The 13,353-nt window shown below is 68.4% G+C and carries 12 protein-coding genes and 3 tRNA genes; 7 read left to right on the forward strand and 8 right to left on the reverse strand.

Going from position 1 to position 13,353, the window contains the following annotated elements; genetic code table 11:
• Positions 1–4 precede the first annotated feature (4 nt).
• From ftsH to tilS, 3 genes are all read right to left on the reverse strand, one after another.
• Positions 5–2,008, reverse strand: a complete 2,004-nt coding sequence (ftsH, locus tag AB7E03_RS09855; RefSeq protein WP_489941238.1) for an ATP-dependent zinc metalloprotease FtsH — start codon at positions 2,006–2,008, stop codon at positions 5–7.
• An 80-nt stretch (positions 2,009–2,088) separates the two neighbouring features.
• Positions 2,089–2,640: a hypoxanthine phosphoribosyltransferase gene (hpt, locus tag AB7E03_RS09860; protein WP_489941239.1), complete on the reverse strand. Its 552-nt coding sequence runs from the start codon at positions 2,638–2,640 to the stop codon at positions 2,089–2,091.
• A 16-nt stretch (positions 2,641–2,656) separates the two neighbouring features.
• Positions 2,657–3,748, reverse strand: coding sequence for a tRNA lysidine(34) synthetase TilS (gene tilS, locus AB7E03_RS09865; protein ID WP_489941240.1), 1,092 nt, complete (start codon positions 3,746–3,748; stop codon positions 2,657–2,659).
• A gap of 45 nt (positions 3,749–3,793) precedes the next feature.
• On the opposite strand from tilS, the gene AB7E03_RS09870 reads away from it, so the two are divergent.
• Positions 3,794–4,282: an inorganic diphosphatase gene (locus AB7E03_RS09870; protein WP_489941241.1), complete on the forward strand. Its 489-nt coding sequence runs from the start codon at positions 3,794–3,796 to the stop codon at positions 4,280–4,282.
• A 65-nt stretch (positions 4,283–4,347) separates the two neighbouring features.
• Here AB7E03_RS09870 and AB7E03_RS09875 read toward each other — a convergent pair whose 3' ends face one another.
• Positions 4,348–4,812 carry a MarR family winged helix-turn-helix transcriptional regulator gene (locus AB7E03_RS09875; protein ID WP_489941242.1) on the reverse strand — a complete coding sequence of 155 codons (465 nt, stop codon included), beginning with the start codon at positions 4,810–4,812 and terminating at the stop codon, positions 4,348–4,350.
• A gap of 61 nt (positions 4,813–4,873) precedes the next feature.
• Between AB7E03_RS09875 and AB7E03_RS09880 the strand changes: the two genes are divergently transcribed.
• Positions 4,874–5,242 carry a VOC family protein gene (locus AB7E03_RS09880; RefSeq protein ID WP_489941243.1) on the forward strand — a complete coding sequence of 123 codons (369 nt, stop codon included), beginning with the start codon at positions 4,874–4,876 and terminating at the stop codon, positions 5,240–5,242.
• 33 nt (positions 5,243–5,275) lie between these two features.
• On the opposite strand, the gene AB7E03_RS09885 is transcribed toward AB7E03_RS09880, so the two are convergent.
• Both AB7E03_RS09885 and AB7E03_RS09890 read right to left on the reverse strand, forming a co-directional pair.
• Positions 5,276–6,592, reverse strand: coding sequence for a C40 family peptidase (locus AB7E03_RS09885; protein WP_489941244.1), 1,317 nt, complete (start codon positions 6,590–6,592; stop codon positions 5,276–5,278).
• Positions 6,585–7,760 (reverse strand): peptidoglycan DD-metalloendopeptidase family protein, encoded by a 1,176-nt coding sequence (locus AB7E03_RS09890; RefSeq protein ID WP_489941245.1) that lies wholly within the window; start codon positions 7,758–7,760, stop codon positions 6,585–6,587. The genes AB7E03_RS09885 and AB7E03_RS09890 overlap by 8 nt, the downstream gene beginning before the upstream one ends.
• A gap of 450 nt (positions 7,761–8,210) precedes the next feature.
• Between AB7E03_RS09890 and AB7E03_RS09895 the strand changes: the two genes are divergently transcribed.
• The 3 genes from AB7E03_RS09895 to AB7E03_RS09905 all read left to right on the forward strand — a co-directional run bounded on the left by AB7E03_RS09895 (position 8,211) and on the right by AB7E03_RS09905 (position 8,536).
• Positions 8,211–8,283 (forward strand) — tRNA-Glu (locus AB7E03_RS09895).
• Positions 8,284–8,324: 41 nt separating this feature from the next.
• Positions 8,325–8,398: transfer RNA gene (locus tag AB7E03_RS09900), tRNA-Asp, on the forward strand.
• A gap of 62 nt (positions 8,399–8,460) precedes the next feature.
• Positions 8,461–8,536 (forward strand) — tRNA-Phe (locus tag AB7E03_RS09905).
• 154 nt (positions 8,537–8,690) lie between these two features.
• Here AB7E03_RS09905 and AB7E03_RS09910 read toward each other — a convergent pair.
• Positions 8,691–9,899, reverse strand: coding sequence for an MFS transporter (locus tag AB7E03_RS09910; protein WP_489941246.1), 1,209 nt, complete (start codon positions 9,897–9,899; stop codon positions 8,691–8,693).
• A 56-nt stretch (positions 9,900–9,955) separates the two neighbouring features.
• Here AB7E03_RS09910 and AB7E03_RS09915 point away from each other — a divergent pair, with 56 nt between their 5' ends.
• Complete coding sequence (locus AB7E03_RS09915) at positions 9,956–10,336, forward strand: MerR family transcriptional regulator (protein ID WP_489941247.1); 381 nt, start codon at positions 9,956–9,958, stop codon at positions 10,334–10,336.
• Positions 10,337–10,377: 41 nt separating this feature from the next.
• Here the strand turns inward: AB7E03_RS09915 and AB7E03_RS09920 are convergent, their stop codons facing one another.
• Positions 10,378–10,590 (reverse strand): amidohydrolase family protein, encoded by a 213-nt coding sequence (locus AB7E03_RS09920; protein ID WP_489941248.1) that lies wholly within the window; start codon positions 10,588–10,590, stop codon positions 10,378–10,380.
• Between the two features lie 591 nt (positions 10,591–11,181).
• Between AB7E03_RS09920 and AB7E03_RS09925 the strand changes: the two genes are divergently transcribed.
• Positions 11,182–13,278 carry a carboxypeptidase regulatory-like domain-containing protein gene (locus tag AB7E03_RS09925; RefSeq protein WP_489941249.1) on the forward strand — a complete coding sequence of 699 codons (2,097 nt, stop codon included), beginning with the start codon at positions 11,182–11,184 and terminating at the stop codon, positions 13,276–13,278.
• The last annotated feature ends 75 nt before the right edge of the window (positions 13,279–13,353 follow it).

Below are 13,353 nucleotides of genomic sequence, written 5' to 3' on the forward strand. Positions count from 1 at the left end.
GGCCTTAGGCGGTCGCCGGCCGCGGCTTGATGGCGGGCGCGCGCTTCGGCTTCGCCGCCGGCGGCTCGGAGTCGACGCCGCCGTCGACAGCACCCGCGTCGATCGGAGCCTTCGGGAACGGGATGGGCGGGACGTCCGAGATCGGACGCTTGTCGCTGGAGAGCCACTGCGGGCGCTCCGGCAGCTTCTTCACGTCAGCGAAGATCTCGGCGATCTGGTTGTGATCGAGGGTCTCGTGCTCCAGCAGGGATGCGGCCAGGCGATCCAGGATCGCGCGGTTCTCGTTGAGCACCTCCCACGCCTCGTCGTGTGCCTTCTCGATGAGACCGCGCACCTCCGCGTCGACCCGCTCGGCGATCCGCTCCGAGTAGTCGCGCTGGTGGCCCATGTCGCGGCCGAGGAACATCTCGCCGTTGGCCTGACCGAGCTTGACCGAGCCGATGTCGGCGCTCATGCCGTACTCGGTGACCATCTTGCGGGCGATGGAGGTCGCCTTCTCGATGTCGTTCGAGGCACCGGTCGTCGGGTCGTGGAAGACGATCTCCTCCGCGACACGACCGCCCATGGCGTAGGCGAGCTGGTCGAGCAGCTCGTTACGGGTGATCGAGTACTTGTCCTCCAGCGGCAGCACCATCGTGTAGCCGAGGGCGCGTCCGCGCGGCAGGATCGTGATCTTGGTCACCGGGTCGGTGTGCCGCATCGCGGCTGCCGCGAGAGCGTGGCCGCCCTCGTGGTACGCCGTGATCAGCTTCTCCTGGTCCTTCATGACCCTGGTGCGCTTCTGCGGGCCGGCGATGACGCGGTCCACGGCCTCGTCGAGGGCGCGGTTGTCGATCAGCTGGGCGTTGGAGCGTGCGGTCAGCAGGGCGGCCTCGTTGAGGACGTTCGCCAGGTCGGCACCGGTGAAGCCCGGCGTCTTGCGTGCCAGAACTTCGAGGTCGACGGAGCCCGCGAGCGGCTTGCCGCGGCCGTGCACCTCGAGGATCTTCTTGCGGCCGAGCATGTCGGGCGCATCCACACCGATCTGACGGTCGAAGCGGCCAGGACGCAGCAGCGCGGGGTCGAGGATGTCGGGACGGTTCGTCGCCGCGATCAGGATGACGTTGGTCTTCGGGTCGAAGCCGTCCATCTCCACGAGGAGCTGGTTCAGCGTCTGCTCGCGCTCGTCGTGCCCGCCGCCGAGCCCGGCGCCACGGTGACGGCCGACCGCGTCGATCTCGTCGATGAAGATGATGGCAGGCGAGTTTTCCTTGGCCTGCTGGAACAGGTCACGGACACGGCTCGCACCGACACCGACGAACATCTCGACGAAGTCGGAACCCGAGATCGAGTAGAAGGGCACGCCCGCCTCGCCCGCGACAGCGCGGGCCAGCAGGGTCTTGCCGGTACCGGGAGGGCCGTACAGCAGCACGCCCTTCGGGATGCGGGCGCCGACCGCCTGGAACTTGGCCGGCTCCTTCAGGAAGTCCTTGATCTCCTGCAGCTCCTCGATGGCCTCGTCGGACCCGGCGACGTCGTCGAAGGTGACCTTCGGCGTCTCCTTGGTGACGAGCTTCGCCCGCGACTTGCCGAACTGCATGACCTTGTTGCCGCCGCCCTGCATGCCGGAGATCATGATCCAGAAGAACACGCCGATCAGCAGCGCCGGGATGAGGAAGCCGAGGATGTTGACGAACCAGTTCGGCTGCGGCACCTCGTCGTCGTAGCCCTTGGGCAGGTTCGCGTCGTCGACCGCCTTCACGACGTCCTGGCCGCGCGGGGTGACGTAGTAGAACTGCACCTGGTCGCCGAGGTTGCCGTCCGGCTGCTTCAGGGTCAGGTCGACACGGTTCTCACCGTCGACGATCTTCGCGCTCGACACCTTGTCCTGGGCGAGGTACTCCATGCCCTTCTGGGTGGAGACACTCTTGAATCCCGACATCGTGATCAGGCTGGAACCGATCCAGACCACGATGATCGCGAGCACGACATACAGGATCGGGCCGCGGAAGATCTTCTTGACGTTCATGGTGCGACCACAGTACCGCCTGGGCGCTGTGGGCCGCCTGCGTGTTCGCTCTGGGCACTCTCCACGCGGGTGGGGCCGGTCTAGCTGTAGACGGCAGGGGCGAGGATGCCCACTCCGCGGAGCGTCCGGTACCGCTCGTCGTAGTCCAGACCGTAGCCGACGACGAACTGGTTGGGGATGTCGAATCCGACGTACTTGACGTCGATCTCGACCCGCGCCGCCTCGGGCTTGCGCAGCAGGGTGAAGATCTCGATCGACTCCGGCCCGCGGCTGCGCAGGTTCGACAGCAGCCAGGAGAGCGTGAGGCCCGAGTCGATGATGTCCTCGACGATGAGCACGGTCTTGCCGCTGAGGTCGGTGTCGAGGTCTTTGAGGATGCGTACGACGCCGCTCGACTGCGTCCCGCTGCCGTAGGAGCTGACGGCCATCCAGTCCATCGTGACGGGGATGCGCAGCTCACGCGACAGGTCGGCCATGACCATGACGGCGCCCTTCAGCACGCCGATCAGCAGGACGTCCTTTCCGGCGTAGTCCCGCTCCACCTCCCGTGCCAGCTCGGCGATGCGGGAGCGGATCTGCTCCTCGGTGATCAGAATCTCGGTCAGGTCGTTCTGAACGTCCGTGAGTTCCATGGGGGTGGCGCTGTCCTTACGTGGTGGGCTGAAACGTGAGCAGGCCGTTCTGCCTGACAACTCTAACGCCTGGCAGGTCCACCGCACCCTGGCCGTGCCAGTCGGTGATGAGTGCTGCGACGGCCAGGGTCTGCGCGCGCGTCAGAGAGACGCCGAACTCGGCGGAGACCACCAGCCGGATGATGCGCTGGCGGAGCGCCGCGGGGTCGGCGGCGAGTCCGCGGACGTCCAGCGCGACGGCGCCCTCCGCGGTCTGGCTGACCAGCTCCTGCGCCCACTCCAGTGCCAGCCCATCGAGCGCCTCGTCGTCTTCGCGCAGCTGCTCGGCCGTGCGGGCGAGCGCCTCCGCGACACCCGGCCCGAGTTCCCGCTCCAGTACCGGCAGCACGGATCCCCGCACGCGCACGCGCGTGTAAGAGGGGTCGTCGTTGTGAGGGTCGTCCCAGACCTTCAGGCCGCTGTCGTCGCAGAACGCCCGGGTCTGCGAGCGCCGGAGTCCAAGGAAGGGTCGCAGCAGGCGCCCGGTGTCGGGCAGCATCCCCTGGAGACTCGACGGCCCGGAGCCGCGCGCGAGCCCGAGCAGGACGGTCTCGGCCTGATCGTCGAGGGTGTGGCCGAGCAGGATGCGCTGGGCGCCCGTCTCCGCCAGCGCCCGGTCGAAGGCCGCATGACGGGCGGCGCGGGCCGCGGCCTCGGGTCCGCCCGGGGAGTCGACCGCCACGCGCTCGACGAGCACGGGGGCGAGGCCCAGCGCCGTGGCCTGCTCAGCGGCGCGTGCGGCGACGACATCGGACCCGGGCTGGAGAGCGTGGTCGACGATCACCGCGCCGGCCCGGTAGCCGTTCCGCGGCGCCTCGAATGCCGTCGCTGCGGCGAGTGCGAGCGAGTCCGCTCCCCCGCTCAGCCCCACCAGCACGAGCGCGCCGGGAGCAAGCGGCGCGGGGCGCGCGGGACCGTGATCGTCATGCGGATCGAGGGGTGCGAGAGCGGCTGCGGCGACGAGCGCCGAACGAACAGCGCGCCGTGCGTCGGCGATCGGCGGAGTGAGGCGCGGACGGCGCCGGGGGTCCGGCGAGGCCTGTCCGGCCTCCGATCCGTCGAGGTGCATCCAGTAACGTTAGTGCAGGTTTGCAACGAGTTTAAGGAGTACGGCATGGCCGAATACGACGTCGTCATCGAGATCCCCAAGGGAAGCCGCAACAAGTACGAGGTCGACCACGAGACCGGTCGCGTGTACCTCGACCGCGTTCTCTTCACCAGCTTCGTCTACCCGACCGACTACGGCTTCTTCGAGAACACGCTCGGCGACGACGGCGACCCGCTGGACGCCCTCGTGCTGCTCGAGTACCCGCTGTTCCCGGGCGTCGGCGTCAAGGTGCGGCCGGTCGGCGTGCTCAACATGAGCGACGAGGCGGGCGGCGACGCCAAGGTCATCGCCGTGCCGTACAAGGACCCGCGCTGGCTGCACATCCAGGACGTCAATGACATCCCGGAGCAGACCCGCAAGGAGATCGAGCACTTCTTCGCCCGCTACAAGGACCTCGAGCCGGGCAAGTTCGTCAACATCGACGGCTGGGGCGACGCAGCGGAGGCCGACGGGCTCATCCAGAAGGCGATCGCCAAGCTGGCCGAGCAGCACTGAGGCCGCCTCTCACGCACGAAGACTGCACGCGATCCGACCGGGTCGCGTGCAGTCTTTTTTGTGCCCTAGGCAGTGTCGTCCCCGCGGGCTGCGCCCTCGCGCAGGGAACGGACCATGCTGCGCAGGATGCGTCGCGCTTCCGACTGCTGAGTCTCGGTGAGGCCGGCGAGCATCCTGACCTCTACCGAGCGGACTGCTGCGGTCGCTTTCGCGAGGCTCTGCCGGCCGCGATCCGTCAGCTGGGCGGGAAGGGCCTTGCCGACGGGAGCCTCCGCGGGCCTTGTCACCGAGCCGTCCCGCTCCAGCGCCTGAAGCAGAACATTCATCGACTGCCGCGTCACGAACGTGCCCCGCGCGAGTTCGGAGTTCGAGAGCCCGGGACGTTGAGCCAGCAGTTCGAGGCAGGAGTAGTGGGTCACACTCATTCCGAGCGGTCGCAGCACCTCCTCCATGGCGGCGCGGAGGGCACTGGATGCCTCCTTCAGCAGGTAGCCCAGGGACGTTTCGAGATCGACGCCGTCTTGACTCATGTCAGCATTCTGACATAGGTTGATGTGTGTCAGAAAACTGACACAAATCGAAGGAGCAATCATGCCCGCAACCGGCCCCGACTTCCTCTCCCTGCAGGTGCGCGACCTCGATGCGTCGCAGGCGTTCTACGAGCAGTACCTCGGCCTCGTCCGCTCCCCGGCCGGGCCGCCACACGCCGTCGTCTTTCAGACCACGCCGATCGCGTTCGCCTTGAGGGACATCCTCCCCGGCACAGACCTCGCCTCCGTTCCGCAGCCCGGCATCGGTGCGGCGATCTGGCTGCACGCGACGGAGGTTCAGAGCATCCACGATTCGCTCGCGACCGACGGGCACACGATCGTGTCAGCGCCGATCGACGGCCCCTTCGGCCGGACCTTCACCTTCGCCGACCCGGACGGCTACCACGTCACTCTGCACGACCGCGCGTGACCGCGCTGCGCGCCTCGGCACGGATGGGCTCGTTCAGGCGCTGGGCCGTGCGACCATTCGCCAGGGGCTGCCCCACACCGACTGGGTCTTGACGACATCCCCCTCGGTGGGTGCCGCGATCATCCGGCCGTTCCCGATGTAGATACCGACGTGGTAGAAGCCGCCGGGCCCGTCGCCCCAGAAGATCAGGTCGCCGGGCTGCTTTGCGCCGTACGAGACGAGCTGCCCCCGGTTCGCCGCGTGGTAGTACTGATCGTTCACCGAGTGCGAGCCGATGTAGACGCCCGCGTAGGCGTAGGCCTTCATCGTCAGGCCGGAGCAGTCGTAGCCGACCGGACCCTCGCCACCGAAGATGTAGGGCTTGCCGAGCTGGGCGCTCGCGTAGGCGAGCGCGGTCTGGACGACGTTGCCGTTCGGCGGGGCCGGTGCCGCGGGGGCGCTGGGGGCGGAGCCTCCGCCGCCGCCGCCCGAGGACCCGGAGCCGCCCGACGGCGGACGCGTTTGCGCTGCTGCCGCGGCGGCGGCAGCGGCAGCGTCGGCGGCCTCCTTGGCCTTGCGCGCGGCCTCCTGCTGGGCCTTGATCTGCTCGCCCTGCAGGTAGGCCGCCTCGGTCTGGGCCGACGTGTTCTTGAGGGTGGCGAGCTGCGCCACCAGTTCGGTCGACTTCTGCTGCTGCGTCGCGAGCGCGGCCTGGGCCTGCTGCTGGGCCGACTGGGCCGCCGCCAGCGCCTTGTCCGCTTCGACGGCCAGCGACTCACGTTCCGTCTTCGCGGCCTTGGCCTGGGAGGTGAGCGCGTCAGCGGTGTTCTTGTCCTTGGTCGCCTGCTCGTAGACGGCTTTGGACTGCTCCGTCAGTTTGCTCATCGTGCCCAGCTGGAAGAGCAGCTTGTCGGCGGCGGAGCCCGAGCCGCCACCCTTCAGCATGAGGTCGGTGGTGACGTCTCCCCCGCCCGACTTGGCGAGGTGGGAGGCCAGCAGGCCCGCGCGCATCTTCGAGGTCTTCGCCTTGTCGGCCGCGGCGCTCGCCTGCTTCTGCAGGTCCGCCGCCTTGGCGGTCGCCGCCTCGAGCGCGTTCTTCGCCTGGAAGTACGCCTCTGCCGCCTTCTCGGACGCGATGCGCGCCGCATCCACATTCGTCTGCAGGTTGCCGATCAGCGCCGTGATGTTGTCGACCATGGCCTTCTGGTTGGCGACGTTGTTCTTCGCCTGCTGCACGTCGTTCCACGACGGGTAGTCGACCGCCTGGGCGGGAGTGACGATGCCGATGGATGCGGTGACCGCTCCCATGACGCCCGCACCGATGGCGAGGCCCGGGCGCACCCGGCCGCTCTTCGTGTTCTCGTTAGCCAAGGGGTGCCTGCCTGTCTCTCATGAACGGGATGCCGTCGATCTTGGTCCCGTCGATGCGCACCTCGTAGTGGAGGTGGCAGCCGGTGGATGCGCCGGTCGTCCCGACACGGGCGATGGGCTGGCCTGCGCCGACGTTCTGGCCCATGCCGACGAGGATGCCCCCGTTGCGGATGTGGGCGTAGCCGGTGTCGACGCCGCCCCCGTTGTCGATGAGTACGAAGTTGCCGTAGGAGCCGTTGGGACCGGCGTAGATGACGGTGCCCGAATGGGCCGCGTAGATCGGGGCGTTGCACGAGGCGCCGATGTCGATGCCCAGGTGGTAGGTGCTGCCGATGCCACCACCGGGCGAGGGGCGTGCGCCGAACCCGTCGGTGATAGGGCCGGCTGCGGGGACCGCCCAGCCCTGCGGGCCGACGTAACCGCCTGGGAGCCCGCCCGAGCCGCGTGCTGCGGCCGCGGCTGCCGCAGCAGCGACGCCCGCCTCGTAGCCCGCGACCGTCTTCGCGGTGGCGTCCTTGAGCGCGGCCAGCTGCGCCTGCATCACGACGATCTGCTTCTGCTGCTCGGCCAGCTTGGCCTGAGCGGCCTTCGCCGCCTGGATGGCCGCCTGCATCGCCGCCTCGGCGATGACCCGGAGACGCTCGCGCTCGGCCTTCGCCTCGGCCGCCGACGCCGACAGCGCCTTCGCCGTGTTCTGGGCGGCCTTCGCGTCGGTATAGACCTTGTTGGAGCTCTCGACCAGCTTCGACATGCTGCCGAGGTCGGAGAGGAGCTGCTCGGGGCTCGTCGAGGTGGCGTTGTTGCCGCTGAGGAAGAGATTCGCGGTCAGATTACGGCCACCGGTGCGGTACAGCTGGGCCGCGAGCTTGCCCGCCTGAGCGCTCGCGTCGTCCGCCTTCTTCTGGCTGGCCGCGGCCTGCGACTCGAGATCGAGGGCCTTCATCGTGGCCTTGTCGAGGTCGGCCTGGGCCGCCTCCAACTCTTCACCGCGCTTCACCGCGGCCGCCTGCGTATCGGCGACCTCCTGCTTCAACTGCGCGATCAGCCCATTGATGCGGGTGACCTGCGCTGCGGCGGCGCCTTCGTTGGCCTTCGCATTCTGGACGTCCTGCCAGCTGGGGTAGTTGTCCGCGTAGGCGGGCGCGGCGACCGCTCCGACCGTCGTCACGACGGCGATCGTGAGGGCAGCGAGGGCGCCTCGAAGTGCCCGGCGGCGGGGGCCGCTAGGCCTGGTCGGGGGAACCGTTCGGCTGCTTGTCTCGCGCTTCATAGAGTTTCTCGGCCCGCTCACTTCGCGTCACATTGGTCACACGAGCCACATGGGCCCCAGGGTCAACATGCACAACTTTAGCAACATGCCCCAGCGCAGCCCCGAGGGGTGGCCGGAATTGGGGTCGGATCGGCGTGCGCTCGCACGGGTGGCCGGGGGACCACCTGGGCCGCAGACTATGGGGATCGGACGCCGGGCCGGGGGATTTGGTGGTGGCGTTGCGGGAACCGAGACATCCTCGACCAAGCCGACCCGCCCGGGATCCGGGACCGATTCGCATTCTCCCGAGGTCTTCCGTATGCTTGTTCGTCGGTGGTCCTCGGAAAGTGAAAGCTGTCCGGACGATCCGGCCCCATCGTTTAGCGGCCTAGGACGCCGCCCTTTCACGGCGGTAGCACGGGTTCGAATCCCGTTGGGGTCACGTCCAACGGTCCACTACAATTCAAAAAGCACCACAAGTTAGGCCCTGTAGCGCAGTTGGTTAGCGTGCCGCCCTGTCACGGCGGAGGTCGCGGGTTCAAGTCCCGTCAGGGTCGCTACGGCGACAAGCCCTTCCAATCGGAAGGGCTTCCGTCTAGGTCGACGCGAAAGCGTCTTCGGCTCTGTAGCTCAGTTGGTAGAGCGTTCGACTGAAAATCGAAAGGTCACCGGATCGACGCCGGTCGGAGCCACCACAGAAAACCCCCGGTCCGCTTTGCGGTGTCCGGGGGTTTTTCCGTTCCCGTGAGTGACGTCGCACTCGCCACCCTCTATCGTCGCGATCCTGCCCGGCCCCACGAGCCGCGACACCGACCAAAACCTCGCGGGCGGCATCCATCCCTGACCAATTCACGACCCGGCGGGCGACGGACGACGGATGACAAGCGCCGCGAACGCTATCAGCGCGGCAGCCGTGAGCACGAGGGCGACCGGACCGACGGCGCGGAGGCCCGCATTCGCCATGAGGATGCCGCCCAGCGCGGAGCCGGCGGCGATTCCGATGTTGAGGACGACGACGAACAGACTTGTCGCCAGCGGGCGGAACCCCGCTGACGCCGTCCGCGCGACGCGCGCCTGGAGCACGGGAGGCAGCCCGCCGATCCCGAAGCCGAGCAGGGCCGCGCCGACGACCGCAGGGGGCTCGGGGTGTCCGGCCTCGGGCGCCATGGTGAGCAGCAACACGCCCGCCGGCACCACAGCGACCAGCACAATCAGTGCGACGACCGGGTAGCGGTCGCTGAGCGCCCCGCCCAGGAGCAGGGCGAGGGCACCGGCGATCCCGGCGGCCAGGAGCACTCCGCTGGCCGAGCCCTGATCGATCCGGGCCGCCCCGAGCGCCGGAACGATGTAGGCGTAGAGAGTCATGTACCCGGTGAGGAGCAGCGCTCCAGCGGCCAGGAGCGCCCCCACCGGGATCGCCGTGCGGTCGAGCTGCCGGGTCGGCGCGTCCCCGCGGGTGCCTGCGAGGCGAGGGAGGCTCCTCGCGAGGGCCAGCGCGGACAGGAGCAAAACGCCGGCGGCTCCGACGAATGCCCATTGCCAGGCGCCCGCTGCAGCCAGCGCCGCGCCGATCGGCACGCCGAGCACCGACGCGAGCGTTCCACCGCCGAGGACCACGGCCATGGCGCGTCCGAGTCTGTCCGCGGGGACCAGGGTCGGCACGTACGCGAAGACCACCGACCAGGAGACCGCCGCAGCCAGCGCCGATACGACCCGCGCCATGAGCACCACGGCGAAGACGGGCACCGCCGCGACGACCAGTGTCGCCGCCGCGAACACCAGCAGAGAACCGATCAGCAGCGACCTCCGCGAGACCGCGCTGGTGGCCCGCACGGCAGGCACGGTCCCGACCACGATGGTCACCGCCCACACCGACACGAGAACGCCGATGGCAGCCGGGCTCACGTCGAGGGTCGATGACATCCCGAGGATCAGCGCGGGAGGGAGGAGTTCCGTGCTCACCGACGCGAACAGGGTGAGCCCGAGAGTGAGCAAGAGCAACGTGCGAGCTCGTGCGCTCACGGGAGGGGAATCGGTGGTTGCCTGGGATGCGGTCATGCTCGTACCGTAAACATTGACATCAATGTGAAGGTCAAGGGATGGATGGGGACGGCATGAAGATCGGCGAGCTTTCTCGACGCACCGGCGTCGCCACCCGCCTCTTGCGCTACTACGAGGAGCAGGGGCTACTGGCATCCACGCGATCGCTGAACGGCTATCGGGACTACGCCGAAGCGGATGTCGAAACGGTGCTGCAGGTGCGCGGTCTGCTCTCCGCCGGCCTGACGACCCGGCTCATCCGCATGCTCCTCGATATGGAGGGCGTGCGCGGCACAGTGACGGCAGCCCAGTGCACTCGCACCGTCGCCGGAGAAGTGGCCGAGGAGCTCGCCCGGGTCGAAGAGCGCCTGCGCTGCCTGTCGCAGAGCCGCAGCACAATGCGTGAATGGCTGACCACCGCCGGCTATCCCGAACTGGTGCCGCAGCGCGCGTAGTTGCACGTCGTCGACACCGAACGACACCGCGCCTGCGTGCCTCAGTCACCGGCATGCATGGTTCCGCGTCGCCAGACCGCACGGATGTTGAGCGTGTCACTGATGGTCTGCGTCGGATTTCCGTCGACCAGGAGCAGGTCCGCTCTCGTCCCCACGGCGACGCGACCGCGGTCGCTGAGGCCGAAGCGTCTCGCCGGAGTCGAGGTCGCCGCCCTGAGCGCCTCGATCGGTGCGAGGCCGGCGCGCACGAACACTCTGGAGCTCGTGGTGAACGCTCGCACCGTGTGCCAACCCGCCGAAGTCCACTGGGCCAAACAGTCCGACATCTCTTTCAGAACCAAGAACTGAGGTCAAGGAGCAGCCGCACCGCTCCTCGCGATTCGTCGCCCTCGTGGGCCTGGGCCGAGTCAGGTGTGTTCATGTCATCGGCGAGGATCCGGTCCACGCAGGCGGCACTGCTTGTCAAGATCGCCGTGCGGTGGAACGCCGCCGCAAGCATCGCCGGCCGTGTGCGGTCGTTTGTCACGATTGCTGCTGCGCGCGCAGCCGCGTCTGTGACCTGGCGCCGCCGTCGCACCCGGAGGGAGGGACGTGGCAAGCGGGACAGAAGGAGACGGCCGGACCGATCGGGTCGAAACGAGCGACTCGGCAGGATGCGACTGCCGGGCGATCCTGAGGGCCGACCTCGTGCAGTGCGTCGACGTGCTGGCGCGGCGGCTCCCGGCAGCCCGACCGCGTGAACGGCCGCCCTGTCACGCGAAAGCGGGGGATCGAGGGTGCGCGCCCGCTGCTAGCATCTCGCCAGAGCATCACTGTGCTCCGTGTAGAAACGATCGGATCCAGCCATGCTCGTGAGCGCATCCACCCGACTTCTGCGTGTCTCCGCCACGGCTGCGGTGACCATCGCCCTGGTGTCGGTTGGGGCGATCGCCCCTGCCGAAGCCTCGACGCCGAGCACGATCAGTGGGTCCGCCTCCGCCCAGAGCGCGCCAGGGGCGAACGTCTCGTTTCTCGTGCGGCTATTGAACAGCGCCGGTACGGAGATCAGCGAGGTCTCCGCCGCGGCCGACGGGTCATTCACGTTCGACCAGCTCTCGCCCGGCGATTACAAGATCGAATACGACCACCCGTACGGGGCGATCAACGCTCTGACGCCATACTGGTCGGGGGCCGGATCGGCCGCTACGGCCCCGGTGGTGCACGTGGCCGCAGGTCAGACACTCGTACTCCCTCGGGTGGCCGTCCCTCCGGGCGCGTCGATCTCCGGCAGCATCGCCCAGACGGATGGGACGGCCGTGGCGAACCCGCGGCTGCGACTGATGGCGACCAGCGGAACTTCGACGGTCGTTCCCGGCATGCCGAGTGAATCCTTTCCCGTTGCCCCGGGGGCATGGACCGTGGCGGGCTTGTGGCCGGGAACCTACACCGTCCAGGCGGTCTCCGAGTCCGACGTCTTCCCGGTCTTCTGGAAGGACACTTACCAGCAGCCGGATGCGACTCCGATCCCGGTCGGTGCGGGGAAGGCGATCACCGGCATCGACATCCGCATGCTGCCGAAGGCGTCGATACGCGGCACGATCACGGGCACCGACGCGAATGGAGTGACCAAGACGCTCCGGGGAGCATCGGTCGAACTGACCGACTCCACGCACAACCCGATCAATTGGGCGACCACGGACGACAATGGGAACTACCTCATCCGCGATGTGTTCCCCGGCGATTACACGATCCAATTCGCTGCCACCGGGTTCGGAAGCCAGTATCTCGGCGGCACCGCGTGGCCCTCCCAGCGTCTGACCATCACCGCAGGGCAGGAGGCGGTCGCCAGCGCCGCACTATCTCCGGATTCGGGCATTTCGGGCACACTGACCTATCTCGGCAAGCCGCTCCCGGACAAGATGGGTGCAGAAGTCGCCGCCTGGGTGCTCAACCCGGCGACCGGCGCCTACACGTGGGCCGCCGACGAGTTCACCGATGCCTCGGGACACTACGAGGTCGGCGGCCTCTCCGCCGCGACCTACCGTATCGAGTTCCTGCCGATGCCCGGCCTTCCCTTCGCCCAGCAGTATTGGCCAGGTGCGCCGACCGCGTCCCAAGCGTCGCCCATCCCGGTGGCTGCTCAGACCGTCGTCACGGACATCGACGACGATTTGCGGTCATACACGGCGCTTTCCGTGCCGCACGACTACGCGACGGCCGCCCCACCGGAGCTCCTCGCCCGCAGCGCCTCTGGAGCACTGTTCGCCTACCGGCTCAACGGTCAGGGAAGCTGGAAGAGCCCGGCCGCAGTCCAGGTCGGGAGCGGCTGGAACGGGATGCGCGTCGTCGTCACCCCGGGTGACTTCACCGGCGACAGCAAACCCGACGTCATCGCTGCCGACGCGGGAGGACTGCTGTGGCTCTACCCGGGCAACGGCGCGAACGGATGGGGCGGCCGCTCCCTGATCGGGTCCGGCTGGGGCGGGATGAAGTCGATCCTCGGCGTCGGCGATTTCGACGGCGACGGCAACGCAGACCTTGCCGCGGTCGACGGCACAGGCGGTCTCTGGCTCTACCCGGGCGACGGGCACAGCGGCTTCAAGGCCCGCTCGCTCATCGGAAGCGGCTGGAACGGCATGACGGCGATCATCCCCGTCGGCGACTGGGATGGCGACCGCGAGCCCGATCTGCTCGCGCGGGATGCAGCGGGCAACCTGTGGTGGTACCAGCACTACTGGGGTCCCGCCGCGAGGCAGTGGAACCCGCCCCGGAAGATCGGAACCGGCTGGAACATCATGACGTCGATCGTCAGCGTCGGCGACGCGACAGGCGACGGATACAACGACCTGCTCGCCCGTGACGGCACCGGGAACCTCTACGTGTACCCGCGAAAGGGCTTCACCGACTGGGGGTACGCGTACCGGGTCGGCACGGGCTGGAACGTTATGAATTGGTTGGGGTAAAAGCGCTGACGGACGTCAACGGCGACGGATACCCGACATCATCGCCACCCGGTCGGAATCGCATTCCTCGTGCAC

Source organism: Leifsonia sp. RCC_180, assembly GCF_058138205.1.